The following is a 19,267-nucleotide window of genomic DNA, read 5'->3' as shown; positions in this document are numbered from 1 at the left end:
AATGAAAAAATTGCTTGCCGCGCCCGGGACTACTTTAGCTGAGACCAAAAAAGGTGCTTCCTTACTTCAATCCGTGGGTAAAGGTTTGCCGGGAGGGAGGCTAAAATCTGTTTAGTATACTGGAGGTCCTTAAAGATAAGGGTCTCCTCCTCATTTTCGGTATACTTAAACGTGTTATTAATCCCGTCAATTTTTGATAAATATTTACTGGCTCCGGTTAAGGGGTCGCTTAACGCAATCCGATAATTGAACTTTGAATTGTTACTATTACTTGATGGTTTGTAGAAAGCTTTGAACAGTAAAAAGATAATTACAATAGTTAAAATGAGTCGCATTATTGTGCCCTCCTCTAAAATTCTCACATATCAGCCTTTAACGGTGATTTATAATCCCTCACCAGTTCTCGCCAGGACATCGCTTGCGACGCGTTTAACTCGTTAATTGCGAAATCGACAAACGCAATATTATTAGCAAATTCACCCGGAAGTTGAATAAACTGTTCTTCACATTCCTGCTGTTTTGTCTGTAATACTTGATTCTCTGCTATTTCCTGGTCAGCAAGCTTTTTTAGGCGGAGGTATTTGGGATCGTTTTTTGCAATTGTCTTGTTAAACTCTTCCTTCCATTCCACATATGGTGATGAATCTGCGGAACCGGTCGAACTATTGCTAGCAGTTGCTACGCTACTATCTTCACTACTATCTAAACCGCTTAATTCATTAATGAGATCGAAGCAAGAATTCTCATAGGCAGAATCAATCTCTGCATCAAGTTCCTGGGCACTTGAGATTAACTCCTCATTAAGCTTAGCAAGCTTGGTGTCAATCGCCTTTATTTTCTCCGCTTTTGAATTCTGCATAATTTTCCAAATGAGAAAAGCAATTAATAAGATGATTAAAATACCGCCAAACGTAAGAATAGTCCCAATAATCGTACCGATAATAAATGGTTTCTTATTGATTGGGGTCGTCAGCTTTTCCCTTTCTTGCTGTAAAGCTGCAATTTGTGATTTTAAACTGTTGTAGTGCTCCTTGTCGTGAGCAGTTGCGTACTTACTTTGCAGATATAATGCTTGCTTATACAAAGCAAGTTCATCCTGGTACTTAGTTGATGGCAGTTCCTGATTCAGTTTCTGCAGCTGGTAGTACTGGTTCCGATAGTTATTTAGCAGGGTCAAAAGGTCATCATAATTTAGGCTTAGTAAATAGCTGACTTTATATTGTTGTGTCAAATTCCATCTCTCCAAATGTTCTACGGGTTATTACTTTTAATGTTGTCGGTATCTTAATTGCCTAACAGGCTGCTAATGCTGACGTTGTGCTCTTCATTGTGACCATCTGCAGTCGTGTCGCCCGCCGCTTGTGTCCAATAGGTAACCTTATCACCATTGATTTGGAAGCGGATTGTGCTGTCAGCGGAATGGTATTCATTGCTGACGTAGTAGGAATCACCGTCTTGCTCAACCGAATCGGCTTCTTCACTTGGGAAAACTAGCTTGTAGACCGCCCGGCCGATTTCGTCTGGATCCGCACTACTAGTGCTACTGGAGGTAGCGGAACTGCTACTTTCACTGCCGGTAGTACTATCGTCATTGTCCGGCTTTGCGTAACCATTATTCTGAACCTTTTCCTGGTCTGATGCCTTGGCCTGGTTAAACAAGTCCATGAACTGGGAATAAGTCATCTTTTTCCGCTTATAGCAGCCAACGTCAGTGCCATATTCATACTTCGGCTTTTTTGCACTATCTGAAACGGAAAGATCACCACTGCCATCCAGCTCAGCATCAAGGTGATAGTAGTCATCATCATAAAGGTCGTGCATTTTGAGCTCGTACTCATCGTTTCCCCGCAATTCCCAGGTTCCGCGCTTAGCATCACCATACCAGTATTCGGTGTCACTCTTGGAGTTAGTTGAATTAACCTGCGGCGTGCAATACAGGAAAGTACCGTCCTTCTTGAAATACCAATAACTGGGCTGCTTAGTGCCGTCCTTAGTCGTGTAGTTGGTTTTATAAGCACCGGTTAGCGGCTGACCATTGTCTTTCGGTTTGCTTGTTTCTTTACCGCAAGCAGTTAAAACCAGCCCCAGCACAATTACTGTTAAGAATACGGACATCATTTTTGATTTTTTCATTCTGTAATTCTCCTGTTCAGGTGGCTAATCAAGAGTTGAAAGCAATGCTTGATTAGCCACCTAAGCTATTTTGATTCTTTTTCCGGTTTGGATTTACCGATTACCATAGCTGACCGATATGGAAGTCGTAGTCAGTACAATTTTCGTTGGCATCACGCGTGGCAGAATACCGTGAAATCAAGGTAAAGTCGTGAGTCGGGTCAGTCCCGTTAACCTTAAAGTGGGTGTCAAAGCCGGAATTACCGGCTCCCGCAATGTTTGGATACTTCTTGGCAATGTCTGGCCGGGAAACGCTGCTAATCGACTGGCGGGCCACTTCCTTGTGGAGGGTATTGTCAATGAGAATCAACGTCCGGTAGGGTTCATTCAGGGAACTATCGGTGGCGTGCCAGCCAGTGACTCCCAGTGTATCCCACGCATACCGCTCGCTCTCAAGTGCTCCTGCATTGCCCTGAATAGTAGGTCGCATTACCGGGGCAAACCAGTAATCAACGTAGTTACCATTGCCACCCTGATCATCGGTCCACCGGCTGATAATGGTTAGCTGACGAGCCTGGGCAAAGGCGGCATTTGGTGTAAAGGCCACCTTGAAGCCGCTCTGGTCGGCATTAGCAACCCCTGGGAAGGCCCGGCTAACGTCAGGACGGTCGGTCCCTGCGTTGACCAGCTGACGGGCGATTTCTTTACCAGTAGCTGGATCAATGACAATAATGTAATGGTATTGCTTTCCCAGAGCCAGGTTGGTGGCGTGCCAGCCGGCAACCATTAACTGGCCATTATAACTGCTGACGCCATCAAGGGCGGCCCGGTTGGACTGGTCCGTTAACAACCGCTGGGGAGCGAACCAGTAGTCAACGTAGTCGGTATTGGCATCCTGGGACTTGCTCCAGCGTGAAATGATTTGGATGTTATCGGTCGCCATTTCGGGCTGGAGGTCAAAACTGGCGTTGAAGCCCGACTTTCCGGCAGTTATGATTTGAGGAAATGCACGGGCAACGTCGTTCCGTTCCGTTAGACTAACCGTTTTGCGCCCTAATTCACGGTGCTGGCTAGCGTCAAAAATAATGATTGTATGGTATGGACGCCCGACCGCTTGATTAGCAGCGTGCCAGCCGGTAACTTGCAGCTGGTTGTTAGCGAAACTGACCCCATCAAGGGCGGCCTTGTTATCATCAGTTAAGAGCCGTTGGGGAGCGAACCAGTAATCAACATAGTCGGTATTGGCATCCTGGGACTTGCTCCAGCGTGAAATGATTTGGATATTATCGATCGCCATTTCGGGCAGGAGGTCAAAACTGACGTTGAAACCGGACTCACCAGCATTAAAAAATTGCGGGAAGGCTCTGGCGACGTCAGCTCGTTCGTCTGGGGTAACGCTAATCCGGGTTAACTCGCGATTTTGACTGGCATCAAAGAGGATAATCGTGTGATACGGGCGTCCAGTTGCCTGGTTAGTAGCGTGCCAGCCGGCAACGGTGAAGTGGTTGTTGATAACCTTGGCTTGGTCAAGGTAGGCATTATTATCCTCGCCGCTCATCATTATTTTGGCAGGGAACCAATAGTCTACGTAGTTAGCATTGGTATCATTGCCACTCCAACGGGAAACGATTTGCAACTGGTCACCAACCATGTCCGGGATGACATCAAAGTCGGCGGAAAAGCCGGAATAGCCGGCATTATAGATTGTCGGGTAGATAGCCTGGATATCATTTCTCACGACATCTCCTGTTGTAATTCGACTGATTTCGCGATTACGGCTAGCGTCAAAGAGGATGATGGTATGGGTAGCGCCTGGAGCCTGGTTGGTGGCGTGCCAACCAGCAACATGTAATTTCCCGTTCACAAAAGCGCACTGGTCCAGCCAGGCGTGGTTACCCATGTCGGCGTTAATTGGTGCAAACGAGTAATCAGCATTCAAACGCCCGGTATCATAACTATCGCCATTTGTATAACGGGCGATGACCTCCAGAGGATCATTTAAAGTTTTGAGGGGAATGTTTAAAACAACGCTAAATTTAGCTTGATTACTATTAGCAATCTTCGGGTAGGCTTGTTGCGCATCCTGGCTGGCTAATGGCGTGTAGCTTGTTTCGGCAACAATTTTCCCCGTTCTTTGGTTTTTGACGATAATGTAAGCATGATTTAGTACCCGGCTAGCGTCGGCAACGTGCCAGCCTTCGAGACCGAGGCGGGCCATTGTAGAGCCGTTGGAAGGAGTAATGATTACGGAAGTGAGCTTACCATAATTTTCTTTTGCAAAATCCTCAGCGACGGTGTAGCTGAGGGTAATGGTTTGGTCAGCGGTAGTACTGTCGACCGCTTGGGCCGGTGCCGTAGGGGTGATGTATTCATCCCCATAGAAATCTGGGGAAGTAAAGGCCGGCCATTCAGCGGTTGACCAGTTGGAGTAGGTCGCCTGCCCAGTGCCTGCAACGGTCTTTGTACCGGTAATCGTGGCAACTTGGCTATAGTGGGTTTGCTGCCCGTCCGGCAAGTTGAAGTAGACTATCCGGGTAATGGTCTTCTTGACCTGGAACACCGCTGGGAGCGCAGCAATCTGTGCGTTTACTTGCTTCAAGTTGCTCTTGGCCTGGTTGAGCTGGTCTGTAATACGGCTGATGTTATTTTGTAAGCCACGAATTCGGCCAGTCGAGATTTGCTTAGCCTGGTCATCAGCTAATTTCTTAGTATATGTGTCAACCAGTGACTGGCCCTGTTCGTAAGTGGATTTGTCTTCTGTTAGGTAGGGATTGCCACTGTATCTTAGGTCGGTATATTCCAACAGAAGTGAAGTGCTTTCAGAATCTAATTTGGATGTATCGCGTAAAGCCTGAGAATACTGGTTTAGTAGCTCTGTCTGGATTTTATTTGCGGCATCTCTTTTTTGATTAGCTGCTCGCATTTCAAGATATAAACTGTGCTTGGAAGAGGCATCCGCAGCCTCCCATTGTTTCTGCTTTTCGTCTGCTTGCTGGCGCAGGATGGAAAATTCTTGCTGAGCTTTTTGATATTGTTCATTTAGCTCATTATAATGGGCAACTGATTTATCTATCTGTGTTTTCTTAGACCAATATTGTTGTAATAAATTTTGAAGCTTTTTGGCTTTGTTCTGTTTAGCTTGGTCTACCATATGCTGGCCTTGCTGGATTTTAGCTTGGTCATCTGCAATTGCTTGTTCATTAGCAGCTTGCTGTTGCTGATATTGTTTTAGTTGATTTTGCGCTTTGCTAATGCTGCTAGTGTTATTGGCAATTTGCTGCTGTAAATTCTGTGCTTGCTGTTGGAGTTGCTCTCGTTGCGCTTGGTTTTGGTCACCACTAACCACAGTAATCCGCGGATCATTGTCATCACTGGCGTTGCTTGCACTAGTGTCCTCTGCCTGTTGAGTGGCGGTCCCGGTAACCGGGGCACTGGAGTTGCCGTCGTTGCTTACCTGTTGAGTTTCAGTCCCACTAACCGTGTCGGCATGGGCAACCCGGCTATTCACTGCCGTCCCTGCAACCGCAATACTAGCAACCGTCAATGTGGCGACTACCCAGCGCTTGCCGGCCTTGTACATTTTCTTACGTTTAGTCATTTTTCTTTCCCCCCACCTAAAGATAGACGCTTTTTATTCTACCCCCCCTTTAAAATTTCAAGGTCTACACCCATACTTTCCTAGCCACACCACAAAAAACTTTAAAATAAAAAGCGGTACCCGCTAATTGGCGAGTACCACCTCAATTTATTTAATAACTTAAAGCCCGTTGCGCGTCCGCGTTCCAGTGACCATAGAATTCACCATAGGACATCGCTTCCTTGCGGCCGGTCCACGGGTTGTTGTAGAAGAAGCCGCTGGCGTTGTAGCCAGTCAGGGTAATGGCGTGGTTGACGAAACCGTTCATATTTGCCATCCACACTACCACCAGGTGCCCGATGTTGAGTTTCTCTTGAATGGCCGCCAGCGAAGCGCCAGTCATCACCTGGCTGGTGCCTAAGTGACGCTGAACCACCGGCGCAATCCCGGTTGGGAAGACCCACCAACCGGTGACGCTGTACGGGTTGCCGACAAAGCCATAGTCACCATTCGAGCTCCGCGGCGTTTCATTAGCTACCTGGAACTTATCGACGTTGACCCCGGCGTAACGGAGCATCATCGTGACCGCCGTCATCTCACACCCCGTCGGCAGCTCAGGGTTCTGGCAGATAACTTCGGCGTTGTTGATTGCACCAATAATTCTGCCCGCGGCATCCCGCTGCAAAATTGCGCCCGAGTTAACGAAGAAGCTGTTCGAGTAAGCGTCAACCGCATGACCATTGCCGTTGACGTCGTCGGTAAAGCGGTGAATAACCGTCACCCACTGGTGCTTCATGTTATCCGGCAGGTCAAAGCCAAGCTGGTATCCGGAAGTGCTGCTATTCAAAAGGTAGCCAGCATACCTGGCAATGTCCGGACGACTGCGATTAACGTCCAAGACCCGCTGCCGGTACAATTCACGACCATTGCTGCCTAGGAAAATCAGGTATTGGTAGGGCTTATCCGCCACCGCATTGCTTGCGTGCCAGCCACTCACGTGCATCGTGTTGTTATACGGGTCGACACTAATCTTATCAAAGCCAGACTGGTTAGTATCATGGCTGGCGGTAAACTGGTCATCGTTGTTAACGTTGCCGTACTGGTCAGCAGAAAAACGGAGAACCATACTGAGCTTCCCGTTAGCAACTGCCGGATTAGCAAGCTTAATCAGGGTTGAAAAACCACTGACCGCACTCCCGTAGGTATGGGCATACACCTTGCCGACGTCAGGGCGGGCCGTCAGAGTAACCGCCTGGCGACCAATTTCCTTACCGTCGTTAAGAAGGATGAGGTAGGCATAGGGGCAGCCCGCCGAATAGTCGCTGACCATCCAGCCGCTAACCTTCAAGCCCGCCTTCGTCATCTCCTGCGATTCAATATTAAACGCCCGCTGGTTGAGCGTCGGAAGGGTGAACCAATAATCCGTGCACTGACCACTGCCACCATTGTCCTGGTCGCTGGTGGAATACCGGCTAACTACCGAGTAGGAGTGGCCGCCAATCAACTGAGCGTCGCCTAAATCAAAGCTGCCAGAAAAGCCGGACTGGCGGGCAGTTTTGAGATTATGGTAAATGTTTGCAATATCAGGACGGGCCACAGTCGTCGCTTTCGTCACCGCCACCTGACGCTTAGCAGTGTTATCAAATAAAATCAGGAAATGGTTGGGCTCAAACTGCGAAATGTCATTAGCATGCCAGCCACTGACCGTGATCTTTTCCCGGTCGGCAAGATTATAGCCGTCAAGATAGCCGGCGTTAACGTATTCCGTACTGGTAAACGGCGTAAACCAGTAATCAACGTAGTCTGTATTGCCATCGGCTGCCTTACTATAACGATCAACTACCTGCAGCTGGTGATGAAAATCCAGTCCCGCAGCTGCAAACCGAGCCACAAAGCCGGATTGACTGGCCCGGTAAATTCCCGGAAAAGCCCGCGTAATATCCGGCCGGGCCACCGCTTGCTGAATTAATTGCCGGCCAACCTCCTTGCCAGTCGTCCGGTCAAGCAGGATAAGGTAGTGATACGGCTTATCCGCTGCCAAATTAGTTGCGTGCCAACCAGCGACTTCTAATTCACCGTTTTGCACCGTTGCCCGGTCTAAGTTACCGATATTAGACCGATTAAGTGCAATTGGCGCGAACCAGTAATCAAAATTATTGATATTGCCCGCCTGGTCAGCGCTATACCGACTGATAATCTGGACACTGGCTAGGTTTGCCAGCTGGTCCTTCAAGTCAAAGTTGACGTTAAAGCCGGACTGGCCCGCGCCGGCAACGTTAAAGGACCGCTGAACATCAGGACGCGCCACGGCTTGGTCAGTAATGTTTTGCCGGGCAATTTCCCGGTTGGTAGCCGGGTCAAGCGCGATGATGTAGTGGTACGGCCGGTCAATCGAGCCATTGCCAGCATGCCAGCCACTGACGTTTAACTGCCCCTGATCATTTACGGACTGCCGATCCAGGTGCGCGTAATTCCCTTGGTCTGCTAGGTTGGGTTGCTCAGCCTGCTTTTGACCACTTTCCTGGACCTGCGCAGGCGCAGCAGCCGGGTTTGTTGTATCGGCACTAGCGGTAGTAACCATTACGGCCCCCATGGAAAGGGCCGTCAGCGTTGCCACGAGCCAATGCTTCCCCGCCTTATACAGCTTTTTATGTTCCTTTACCATTCATTCTCCCCCAATTTCAATTAGTGTTTTTTATTATACAACACCCGAATTTCCTAACGTTGCGTTAAGCGGTCATAAATTGCATTTAACGTAGTTTATTTAGCAGGCATTGTGTCATAACTTTATACCACAACCACGCAATTTAATGCAAATAAAAAATAACTGCTGACGCCCAACTAATGAACGTAAGCAGTTATTTTTCGGCCTAACGAGGAAATTTGATTATTAACCATTTAAGCCATTACTAATAATTACCAAGGGGTCGAGCCAGGTCCCATCGTTAGAATAGGCACTACCCTCCGCCAGCCAGAAATTATGCTGACGGGTGATCCCGATATGAACGTGGGTAGTATTACGAATACCAATCGGATCGCCGACATTAATCTTTTGTCCCACGTGGACGGCAACATTATTAAGGGACTGGAATGCCTCCTGATAAATTATTAGGTATTCGCCAGTGTCTTCAACGACATAGTTTTCTAGTCCCTTGGCATAACCGATCTTAACGATCGTCCCGCTGTGGATTGCCTGCACCGTACTGCCTGGGTGATCGTATGCACCAAAGTCCAACCCATCATGGAAACTATTGATCCGATCATTGCCTGGGTGGACACCGAATAATTGACCAGAAGTAAAACTACCTCTGCCAATTGCCGGGAACGGCCAAGCCCAGCGGTCATCGTGAATTTTAACCGGATCAGAAGTCAAATCAACGTAATTACCGTTGCCGTTAATGTCATCGGTAAAGCGGTGAATAATCCGGACCGTGTGGTGATCAAGACTTGCCGGCAAGTTAAAGCCCAGCTGGTATCCAGAATGGTCGCTATTCAAAATATACGGCCGCTGATTAGCTAAGTCGCCCCGCTCACGATTAACATCTAAAATCCGTTGCCGGTATAGTTCCTGTCCGGTCCGAGTATCAATAAAAATCAAGTATTGATACGGCTTATTAGCGGATTGGTCGCTGGCATGCCAGCCGCTAACGTAGATTCCCTTATCAGATACATTGATTTGGTCAAACCAGCCATCGTTGCTGGCATAGGAACTACTGTACTGGTCAGAAGCATCACCGTTCCCAACTGGATCATTAGTAAAGCGCAAAATCACCTGCAGCTTCCCCGTCACGGCCGCAGGGTTAAAGTTAACGGTCGTCTCAAAGCCGCTGGTGAGGCTGTTAAACACCGTCGGATTGGCCTTGGCAACATCAGGGCGTGGAGTTAAGGTTACTGCCTTCCGCGCAATTTCACGCCCATCTGCTAAGACAATGACAAAGGCATACGGCCGATTCAGCGAGTAATCACTGGTCATCCAGCCGGCGACTTGCAGCCCATCCTGCTGCATTTTAATGCTATCAAGGCAATAATTCTGCTGGTTTAGCGTAAATGCTTTAAACCACATATCGGTATATTGACCGGTACCACCGTTGCCATCACTGCTGGTTGAGTAACGGCTAACGATTGAGTACATATGACCCGCGCATAATTGGTCAGCGGTGAGCGCAAGGTCGGCATTAAAACCAGAGTGTCCCGCAGTAGCAATGTTCTGGTACACTCTTTGCACATCCGGTCGGTCACTATTAGTAACCCGCATCACCGCGACCTGCTGGTTAGCAGTATTATCAAATAAAATAATAAAGTGCTGGTTTTCAAAGCGTGAAACATCATTAGCATGCCAGCCGCTCACTTCTAGGTGCTTCCCATCGCTAAGGTTGAAACCATCCAGCCAGCCCTGATTAGCATAATTCCCTGTCGTAAGCGGCTGGTAATAAAAGTCAACGTAATTTGCGTTGCCAGCTGGATCCCCAGCATAACGGCTTAATACCTGTAATTGGTGGTTGAAGTCAATCCCAGTTAAGTTAAAATGAACGGCAAAGCCCGCTTGCCCGGCGCCGGCAACCTCTGGGAATACTCGTGCCACATCGGGTCTTTCCATTCCAGCAGTCACTAGTTGACGACCAATTTCGCGGCCAGTAGTACGGTCAATTAAAATAACGTAGTGATATGGGCGGCCAGCTGCCCGGTTCGTCGCATTCCAGCCCGCTAACTCCAGTTGGTTATCCTTAACGCTAGCGTTGTCAAGGCTTCCCCGATTTGTCTGGTCAACGGTTACTGGGGCAAACCAGTAATCAATATAGTTGAAGTTGCCTCCGGCATCGCTTGTGTACCGGCTAATCAGCGTTATAGAATCAGTATCTTTCAAAGCGCCAGAGAGGTCTAACCGGCCCACAAAGCCGGACTGCCCGGCATTGTATACATTATGAACGGCTTGAACATCTGGCCGGGCAATATTCTGCCCGCTAATGTTCTCACGTGCAATTTCTTGCCGGTCCTGATTCAACGCAATCAGATAGTGGTAGGGACGGTTGACCGCTTCATTAGTTGCGTGCCAGCCCGCCACGTTCAGCTGTCCCTTGTTATCCAGCGCAACATGATCCAACCAAGCATAGTTGCCATGGTCATCATGATTATAAGCGCTGGCATTTTGTGCCGTACTACTAGTTTGATTTCCCGCCATTGCTGTGTTCACCGTTACCGATCCATTTTGCCCCGCTGGTGCTTGGTCAGCTAATACCGGTTGGGCGCCAAGCAGGAACAGTGCTGCCCCACAAACGGTAACCGTTGGTAAAATTTTGCTTCTAACACTCTTGAAATCCATAATAATCTCCCCCATTATTACGTACTATTTAACCTAAAAAGTCTTTTGGAAACATTATCATCAAGTAGCTAAAGAAGAACTTCTGCTTGGTGGTCAGCCGTGGTGGTGCCAGTCGTAAGCACAGCTTCATATTATACCCGACAGAGCTCCGCTGTTTTAGCCGAGCGTATTCCTGAACGTAACGCTGATCCCCCCCTTGTAACTGGTCTGGATACTCCCGGTTAAATTCATAAATAATATTAATCGCTTCGCGGGCCCGCTTTCGTTCCGGTCTTAAATGGGTTAAGCGATACAGAACGTGCCCCAGGGTATTCTTCTTGCTGCTTCCCACCACGTTGTCACCATGCTGCCGGTACTGAATCGTTGGCTGGTTAAGGTAGACCAGCCTACCAAACGCGGCCGCCAGCAAGCCAATCCACCAGTCGTGCATATAGACGTACCGATAATCAAGCGTCTTGAAATGAATTAGTTGCTTTAACGCCTCGTTTATCATCATTGTACAGCCGGTAACGCAGTTCGAAAAGAGCAGCAACCGAAAATCCGTCCAGATGTTATCCCCATTCATCCGCCGAATTGGTTTGAGGTCCTGGTCAACGATTTCCAAATCAGTAAAGACGCAAACTGGCCCCGGCTCATTCTGCTCTAATTTGGCTAACGTATCTTTTACCTTATCAGCTAGCCAAACGTCATCTTGGTCACTAAACATATAGCAATCAGCACTCGTCTTTTCCAGCAACTCCATAAACGAGCGTACCACCCCGACGTTCTCAACCCGCCCCTCGTTAAAGAAGACGATTCGGGAATTCAGGTTAGCATACTTCTTAATGATTTCCTGCGTGCGGTCGGTAGATCCGTCATCCCGAATATACAATGTCCAATTCGGGTAGGACTGGTCAATAATTGACTGGATTTGTTCCGCCAAGTAGCGTTCCCCGTTATAGGTCGACATCAAAATTGCTACTTTCTTATTCATTACTTCACCCCGTCTTTTTCCTTTAAAATGCTTGCAATTGCCTGGTTAAAGCGGTGGAGATACTCCTGTGGCAATAGCTTTTCCACCGTTTCCTGAATCTGCGCTGCTGACGGCAGTGCCTGGGGAGCATCAATCACCGCTTGCATCTTGGTGGCGAGATCCTGGTAATCGTGCAATTGGTACAGGCTACCATTGGAAGGTGTGACAAGCTCATTGGAGCCATCAATGTTCGATGCAATACAAAAGACGCCATGCGACATTGCCTCCGCCAAGACCATTGGGTAACCCTCAAAGTTAGAGCAAAGGACCAGGGCCGACGCCTGCTTGATTTGCTGCCACGGGTTGGCAACAAAGCCCCGAAAGCTGATCCGCGATTCTAATTGTTGTTCCCGAACAAATTCCTTGACCGCCTGGGCCTTCGTCTCGTCGCCATAGAGATCCAGCCGCCATTTCCCTCTCAACAGCCGGCAAGCTGAAATCAAGTCTCGCAGGTTTTTCTGCCCATCCAGATCCAGCCGCCCCAGGTAGATAAACCGGGTTGGCCCCGCAAGTGGTCGTTGAACCACCGTCTGGTCAGTCGTAATCGGGTTGTAGATAGTAAAAATGTGATCCAGCGAAATTCCGGCTCGCACCAGCTCTGTGCTAATCGCATCACTAATGGCCAGGTAGTCATCAGCGGCGTGCAAGAATAGGGGCCGTACCGGTTTCCGTTTGAGCGAGTAGTGGTACCAGGCAATTACCTTTGTTTTTAGTTTTAGTAAATGCACAATCCGGTATGCCAGAAACCACATCACCGGGTTCGTCGAAATAATAAAGTCCGGCCGTTCCCGGTTAATTATCCGGAAGAGATAGCCTGGCAAACAGGTCAGATAATACAGGGTTCGAACCATTCGGCGGCGGCTGATGTGTTTAATTGTTACTTCCTTTGCCGGTCGTGCCCAGGCGTAATCGTTACTGCCACCGATCGAGTATACCCGTAGTCGATAATCCGGTTGGACCGTGGAATGGTGATAGGCAGTAAATAAGTTTTTAATTACAGTTTCGGTCCCCCCCTTGCCAGTCATAAAGGGCACCAAAAGCAAGCCGTTTTTCATAGCAATAAATTCCTCCATTGTTAACCTCTTGCATTATTTCACACTCCGGTCGCACTGTAAATAAAAAATGCGTCACTCTCCATCACAGAAAGTGGCGCATTTTTAGCGTCTAACTATTAACCATTCAGACCGTTCCGGATAATCTCCAGTGGGTTCAGCCAAGTACCATCGTTGGTAAAGGACTTTGCCAAGGCCCGGTTAAAGTTATGTTCACGAGTAATCCCAATGTGAACGTGGGAGGTATCACGGTTACCAATCACGTCACCGACTTCAATCTTCTGTCCCGGCACAACGTTGATGTTGCCGCGGTTAGAGAAGGCTTCTTGGTAAACGATCAGGTATTCACCAGTATCTTCCAGGACGTACCAGTCTAAGCCGGCCGTGTAGCCAACGCCGACGATTGTCCCGCTGTGGATAGCATGAACCTGGCTACCTGGGTGATCGTAAGCACCAAAGTCCAGCCCATCGTGGAAACCGTTTTGGCGGAATTCACCACCGGGGTTTACCCCAAACAGTTGGGCCCCCATAAAGCTGCCCTGCCCAGTTGATGGGAATGGCCATGCCCAGCGGTTGTTGTGGATGGAAATTGGATCGGACCACATATCTACAGAATTTCCGTTCCCGTAAACGTCATTCGTAAAGCGGTGAATAATCCGGACAGTATGGTGATCTAAGCTAGAAGGAATTGTAAATCCAAGCTTGAAGCCGGCCTTATCACTATCAAGGATTTGTGGGTATGCCTTAGCAAGATCAGGACGACTATTGTTAGTATCCAGAACCTGCTGACGATAAATCTCTTTTCCAGTATTTTGATCAATAAAGATTAAAAACTGGTATGGCTTATCGGCTGTCTGTTCACTAGCATGCCAACCACTAACGTAGATACTACTATCTAAGACATTGATTTCATCAAAGCCACCAGCACTGGTAGAGTAGTTCTTGCTCCACTGATCTACACAATCGACATTACCATCAGCGGACCCTGAAAACCGTAACAGAACCTGCAAGTTGCCAGTCAAGCGGGTGGGGTCCAACTTTACCAGGGTGTTAAAGCCACTATTAGCACTGTTGTAAAGGCCAGGAAAGGCTTTGGCAACGTCTGGCCGAGCAAACAGTTCGACTTTTTGCCGGGCAACTTCTTTACCGTTATTCATAATCAGGACATAAGCATTGTCACGGCCGGCAGCATAGTCACTGGCCATCCAACCGGCAACCTGAACCCCGTCCTTAGTTGTCTTGATACTATCAATCGCACTCGCCTGCTGACTGTAATTAACAGGAGCAAACCAGTAGTCGGTGTACTGACCGCCGCCACCATTGTCCTCAGCACTGGTTGAATACCGGCTGACGACTGAATAGGAGTGCCCCGGTACCAGGTTAATTCCTGCTAAGTCAAAGCTAACCTTATAGCCAGACTGGCCAGCAGTAGCAACTGATGGGAACGCACGTGCAACATCTGGCCGGGCAACCGTCGTTGCGTTGACTGACGCAACCTGCTTATTTGCCGTATTATCAAACAAGATCAAGAAGTGGTTGTTTTCTAATTTGGAAATATCATCAGCGTGCCAACCGGTGATGGTCAACGTTTGGCCGTTGCTGACGTTAAAACTATCCAAGTTCCCCTGGTTAGTGTAGTTGCCGGTGGTAATTGGCGTGAAGTAGTAGTCAACATTGCTCCCCATACCATCCTTGCTAGTTGAGTAGCGGCTTACCACCTGCAACTTATGGTTCAGGTTCAACTGGTTTAAGCTGAAGTGAACGTTAAACCCGGACTGGCCAGCCCCATCAATCTGGGTGTAGATCCGGGCAATGTCATCACGTTGGTTATCCCCAGTAACCAGTTGCTGAGCAACCGTTTGGCCAGTAGTTTGGTCGACAACCATAATAATATGGTAAGGCTTGTCGGCAGCCTGGTTAGTCGTGTTCCAGCCGCCAACGTTTAACTGGCCATTGCTTACGGAAACAATATCCAAGTAACCGTAGTTCTTCCGGTCGACCGTAATTGGCGCAAACCAATAGTCAATATTATTTTGATTACCATATGGGTCACTGCTATAACGACTGATGATCCGGATCGAACTGGTGTTAGCTAAAACACTCTTTGACAGGTTGAACTGAACATTAAAACCTGACTGGCCAGCTCCATAAACATTGTGGACCCGTTGTACATCGGGACGGGCAACGGCATCATCGGTCACGTTTTGCCGCGCAATCTCCTTGTTATCCTGGTCAAGGACGATTACGTAATGATAATCCTTACCCTTAGCATCGTTAGTTGCGTGCCAACCGTCGATGTTTAACTGGCCGTTGGTGTTTAATGAAGCATTATCAACGGCAGCGTAGTTACCATTATCCTTCGTGTCATAGGTAACCGTTTCTTGATTATTGTCAGTCGTTGCCTGCTTGTTGGCACCAGCCTGGTCAGCCGCAGCGTCAGTATTTGTATTCTGTTGATTATTAACGTTTTGTCCATTATCTGCCGCCTGACTAGAAGCTTGGGCAGTCGCAGCGTCAGAATTATTGTTATTATCAGTACCTGAAGTACCGTTTGTATTCGTGTTGTTTTGGTCTAGCGTTTGAACACTAGCTTGTTTTTGGTTAGTATTATCAATCTGGTCAGCAGAAACCTTACCGTGCATTAAGAAGAGTGCACTCCCACAGACAGTGATGGTTGGTAAAATTTTGCTTTTGAAATTTTTAAGGTTAAAAATAGTACTTTCCTCCAAATATCAAACTTCGGTTGATTTATTAACGCTAACTAATAAGATAACCGTCTTGGCGCCAGATTGCAAATCTTAAAGTAATTATAACAAACAGCTATAAATGCCTGATACGACGGCACTTATAGCTGTTTTATGCTAATCTAGTCAATATCTTTTAAAAAATCTGTAACAGATTAGCAATATAATTTTATTTCTGCTTAGCGGCCAGGAGTTTCTTTGCTTCATCTAAAATCGACGCCCTGGTGACCACCAAGCCGATTAGGTAAATCAAGACCCCCACTACCACTTCTAAAATCAGATTGCCGACTGACATATTAATGATGAGGCATAGGCGGTTGACCACTAAGTACATCAGCAGTCCGCATAAGAAATACTTCCAGACTTCTTTAAACATCAACCGGCGGCGAATCGTGTGCCGGATCATCATAATCTGGCTAGCAGTTACTAGGAACTCGGAGCAAACTGTTGCCACCGCAGCCCCATTGGCTCCCCAGCCCTCAATTAAGAAGAGGTTGAACACAACGTTGCTGACGGCACCAATGGTCACTGAAGTCGTATATTCCTTAACCCGGTTGACCGGCATTAGGTATTGCGTTCCGGTAACGTTACTCCAGGCAATCAAGACAATAATTGGCGCTTCCAAAAACATTATTTCGCCAGCCATATTAAAGTCGGCGCCCAAGAACCAAGGGGCAAACCGCCGTGCAATTGCCATCAGGCCGAACATCATCGGGATCGAAATTGCCGAAACAAAGTTGAATGAAGAATAGAGGCTTGCCCGGACCCCTTTGATATCTCCCTTGGCAAATTTGCTGGCGACGTGGGGCAGCATCACCGTTCCCGTTGCCGTAACGATTGCCAGAACAAACTTAACGATCTTATCGGCCTGGCCGAAATTCCCCAGGGAAGCCTGAGTTGACATTCGTCCCAGCATTAGCCGGTTTAACACCAAGTATACCTGGGTGGTAATGGTTGGGATAAACAAGAGCAGAGCTGGGTAGAAGTGGCTAAACGGGTGCCATTCGCGAATCTTAACCCAAACAATATTGCCGCGTAAGTACGGCCATAGGGTTAAATTACCGAGCAGCTGTGCACTTCCCAGAATTACAATGTATTTTCCCAGATCGCCAGTATCCTTAATTACCGTGAAAATCAAGACGATTGACGCTAGCTTTACCAAAGTATTCCGGACAACGGTTACCTTAAAGTTCTCCAACCCCATAAAGTACCAGGAAACATCTACTCCAGTAGCAAGAATCCAGATTCCCTGCAATAAAAAGTAATGTTTAAACGTGGTGCTGAAAAGAAATACCGCAAACAGGTACGCAATCAATGACGCAGACACCGTTAATAGCTGCAGAGCTTCGACCCCCCAAAAAGTTTTGGAGCGTTCATAAATGTCCTCACGATGGTAGGCGACCTCCCGGTTACCATAGAGGGTAATTCCCATTTGACCCATTAGATAAAAGAAGGTTACCCAGCTGTTGGTGTATTCGTTAATCCCAACATCGTGGGCCCCAAGGACCCGTGAAATATACGGAACCGTAATCAGGGGCAGGACCATATTGAGGATCTGATAGCCGGCATTGTAGAGATAATTTTTAATTACCTTCATCGTTTACTTGTCGAACTCCTTTGCAACGGTCTTTAACGCTGCCGCAATGACTTGGTCCATGTTGTAGTAGCGGTACTGGCCAAGCCGGCCGCCGAAAATTACGTTTGGCTGTTCCTTGGCCAGTTCTTGGTACTTCGCGTAGAGCTGGTTATTTTCCTGGTTGTTGACCGGGTAGTAGGGCTCGTCGCCCCGGTGCCAGTCCGCCGGGTATTCGCGGGTCACGACCGTCTTATTCTTGTCGCCCTTGCCGAATTCAAAGTGCTTGTGCTCAATTACCCGGGTGTACGGCGTTTCGGCATCGGTGTAGTTGATCACCGCGTTCCCCTGGTAGTTGCCCACCGGCTTTTCCTCGGTTTCAAAGCGGAGGCTCCGGTACTGGAGTTCGCCAAGCTGGTAGTCAAAGAACTGGTCAATCGGTCCGGTGAAGACCACCTTATCAGCCGACGCCAGGAAGTCATCCCGGTGGTCGTAGAAGTCGGTGTTAACCTCGACTTCGATCAGGTCACTGTCCAGCATCCGCTCGACGATCTGGGTATACCCGCCCATCGGGATCCCCTGGTAGCTGTCGTTGAAGTAGTTGTTATCGTAGGTCAGCCGGACGGGCAAGCGGCGAATGATAAAGGCCGGCAGGTCGGTGGCCTTCTGTCCCCACTGCTTCTCGGTGTAGCCCTTAATCAGCTTTTCGTAAATGTCCCGACCAATCAGTGAAATCGCCTGTTCTTCCAGGTTTTGCGGCTTCTTGCCCGCCATCTCCTGCCGTTGTTCATCAATTTTGGCAAGCGCCTCGGCTGGGGTCCGTACCCCCCACATCTCGTTAAAAGTGTTCATGTTAAAAGGCAGGTTGTACATTTCGCCCTTGTAGTTGGCAACGGGACTGTTGGTGTAACGGTTAAAGTCGGCAAACTGGTTAACGTAGTCCCAGATTTTTTGATTAGAAGTGTGGAAGATGTGGGCGCCGTACTGGTGGACCTGGATGCCGTCAACCTCCTTGGTGTAGATGTTTCCGGCAATGTGGGGACGCTTTTCAATTACCTTGACGTGCTTGCCCCGCTTAGCCGCCTCGTAAGCAAAGGTGGCACCAAACAGGCCGGCACCGACAACTAAATAATCGTACTTCTTCATAACCGTTCTCCTTATCCGTTCTTTTACTACAAATATCTTACTATTGTTTTAAATCTCGGCAACCACTGTGTTTTTCGATTGAATGCTGATTGCCGTTAATGTTACAATGCTTTATGATTCATGTCACCGTTAGTCCAAGGGGACCGACGGTGGACGAATAATTCTTGCAAATGCTATAATTATACTATCACCGAGCCGATTAGTATAGCTATGGCAAATTAAATCTTTTTAATAGGAGAGACATCACAATATGAAGAAATTACAACGCCTCGTTTTCTCTGGACTATTAGTGTTGACTTTAGCGTTCGGGTTGGCCGGTTGTGGTTCTAACCATGATTCTTCAAAGTCAGCTACTTCTAAAGACAAAGTCACTAAGGTGGTTAAAAAGAGCAGCAACAAGGACAAGCAGTCTTCACACAAGAAGAGCAGCCAAAGCGAATCTGAGAAGAATGCTAATTCCGCTAACAGCAACGCTACGACTAATGACAGTGAGAGCTCGACTTCTTCCAGCAGTCAGACATCAGCCAGCCAAAAGCAACTAGGCCTGAATGACGTCGCCGTCTGGACCGACGAAAACGGGATCACCCACCACGTTGACAGTGATGGGATGGACCGGCAGACTTCTCCGAACCAATCCGGTGTAACCTACAAGGACTGGTCCGGGAGCCTGCCAAGCAACGCCCAAATCGTTAAGCAAAACTAAATCTCAGTAAAAATGAGAGTGAAATAAA

11 protein-coding genes are annotated in these 19,267 nt (G+C 48.1%); 1 reads left to right on the top strand and 10 read right to left on the bottom strand.

Annotated elements, in window-relative coordinates; genetic code table 11:
• Window positions 1–358: 358 nt before the first annotated feature.
• The 10 genes from HMPREF0494_RS07940 to glf form a co-directional block, all read right to left on the bottom strand.
• The gene (locus tag HMPREF0494_RS07940) at window positions 359–1,231 is read right to left on the bottom strand and encodes a hypothetical protein (RefSeq protein ID WP_040458957.1); all 873 of its coding nucleotides are present in this window, start codon (window positions 1,229–1,231) and stop codon (window positions 359–361) included.
• Between the two features lie 53 nt (window positions 1,232–1,284).
• Window positions 1,285–2,133 (bottom strand): hypothetical protein, encoded by an 849-nt coding sequence (locus HMPREF0494_RS07935; protein WP_007124435.1) that lies wholly within the window; start codon window positions 2,131–2,133, stop codon window positions 1,285–1,287.
• A gap of 100 nt (window positions 2,134–2,233) precedes the next feature.
• Complete coding sequence (locus HMPREF0494_RS07930; RefSeq protein WP_007124434.1) at window positions 2,234–5,710, bottom strand: KxYKxGKxW signal peptide domain-containing protein; 3,477 nt, start codon at window positions 5,708–5,710, stop codon at window positions 2,234–2,236.
• A 151-nt stretch (window positions 5,711–5,861) separates the two neighbouring features.
• The gene (locus tag HMPREF0494_RS07925; protein ID WP_007124433.1) at window positions 5,862–8,354 is read right to left on the bottom strand and encodes a C39 family peptidase; all 2,493 of its coding nucleotides are present in this window, start codon (window positions 8,352–8,354) and stop codon (window positions 5,862–5,864) included.
• 225 nt (window positions 8,355–8,579) lie between these two features.
• Complete coding sequence (locus HMPREF0494_RS07920) at window positions 8,580–11,009, bottom strand: M23 family metallopeptidase (protein WP_225430207.1); 2,430 nt, start codon at window positions 11,007–11,009, stop codon at window positions 8,580–8,582.
• A gap of 28 nt (window positions 11,010–11,037) precedes the next feature.
• A complete protein-coding gene (locus HMPREF0494_RS07915) occupies window positions 11,038–11,982 on the bottom strand; it encodes a glycosyltransferase family 2 protein (protein WP_007124431.1) in 945 nt (314 codons plus the stop codon).
• Window positions 11,982–13,094, bottom strand: a complete 1,113-nt coding sequence (locus HMPREF0494_RS07910) for a glycosyltransferase (RefSeq protein WP_007124430.1) — start codon at window positions 13,092–13,094, stop codon at window positions 11,982–11,984. Before HMPREF0494_RS07910 ends, HMPREF0494_RS07915 begins: the two co-directional genes overlap by 1 nt.
• 98 nt (window positions 13,095–13,192) lie before the next feature.
• Window positions 13,193–15,802 carry a M23 family metallopeptidase gene (locus HMPREF0494_RS07905; RefSeq protein WP_007124429.1) on the bottom strand — a complete coding sequence of 870 codons (2,610 nt, stop codon included), beginning with the start codon at window positions 15,800–15,802 and terminating at the stop codon, window positions 13,193–13,195.
• Window positions 15,803–15,986: 184 nt separating this feature from the next.
• The gene (locus HMPREF0494_RS07900) at window positions 15,987–17,414 is read right to left on the bottom strand and encodes a flippase (protein ID WP_007124428.1); all 1,428 of its coding nucleotides are present in this window, start codon (window positions 17,412–17,414) and stop codon (window positions 15,987–15,989) included.
• A 3-nt stretch (window positions 17,415–17,417) separates the two neighbouring features.
• Window positions 17,418–18,536 (bottom strand): UDP-galactopyranose mutase, encoded by a 1,119-nt coding sequence (gene glf, locus HMPREF0494_RS07895; RefSeq protein WP_007124427.1) that lies wholly within the window; start codon window positions 18,534–18,536, stop codon window positions 17,418–17,420.
• Between the two features lie 250 nt (window positions 18,537–18,786).
• Between glf and HMPREF0494_RS07890 the strand changes: the two genes are divergently transcribed.
• Window positions 18,787–19,239, top strand: a complete 453-nt coding sequence (locus tag HMPREF0494_RS07890) for a hypothetical protein (RefSeq protein WP_007124426.1) — start codon at window positions 18,787–18,789, stop codon at window positions 19,237–19,239.
• Window positions 19,240–19,267 lie beyond the last annotated feature (28 nt).

It is taken from the genome of Limosilactobacillus antri DSM 16041, assembly GCF_000160835.1.
GTDB lineage: Bacteria > Bacillota > Bacilli > Lactobacillales > Lactobacillaceae > Limosilactobacillus > Limosilactobacillus antri.
The sequence above is the reverse complement of the archived record's forward strand: the minus strand, read 5'-3'. Positions and strand labels throughout refer to the sequence as shown.

Excerpts from the sequence above, each read along its gene's own strand:
- HMPREF0494_RS07910 (WP_007124430.1), bottom strand. The coding sequence starts at position 13,094 with ATGGAGGAATTTATTGCTATGAAAAACGGCTTGCTTTTGGTGCCCTTT.
- HMPREF0494_RS07935 (WP_007124435.1), bottom strand. The coding sequence starts at position 2,133 with ATGAAAAAATCAAAAATGATGTCCGTATTCTTAACAGTAATTGTGCTG.
- HMPREF0494_RS07890 (WP_007124426.1), top strand. The coding sequence starts at position 18,787 with ATGAAGAAATTACAACGCCTCGTTTTCTCTGGACTATTAGTGTTGACT.
- HMPREF0494_RS07920 (WP_225430207.1), bottom strand. The coding sequence starts at position 11,009 with ATGGATTTCAAGAGTGTTAGAAGCAAAATTTTACCAACGGTTACCGTT.
- HMPREF0494_RS07930 (WP_007124434.1), bottom strand. The coding sequence starts at position 5,710 with ATGACTAAACGTAAGAAAATGTACAAGGCCGGCAAGCGCTGGGTAGTC.
- glf (WP_007124427.1), bottom strand. The coding sequence starts at position 18,536 with ATGAAGAAGTACGATTATTTAGTTGTCGGTGCCGGCCTGTTTGGTGCC.
- HMPREF0494_RS07925 (WP_007124433.1), bottom strand. The coding sequence starts at position 8,354 with ATGGTAAAGGAACATAAAAAGCTGTATAAGGCGGGGAAGCATTGGCTC.
- HMPREF0494_RS07900 (WP_007124428.1), bottom strand. The coding sequence starts at position 17,414 with ATGAAGGTAATTAAAAATTATCTCTACAATGCCGGCTATCAGATCCTC.
- HMPREF0494_RS07915 (WP_007124431.1), bottom strand. The coding sequence starts at position 11,982 with ATGAATAAGAAAGTAGCAATTTTGATGTCGACCTATAACGGGGAACGC.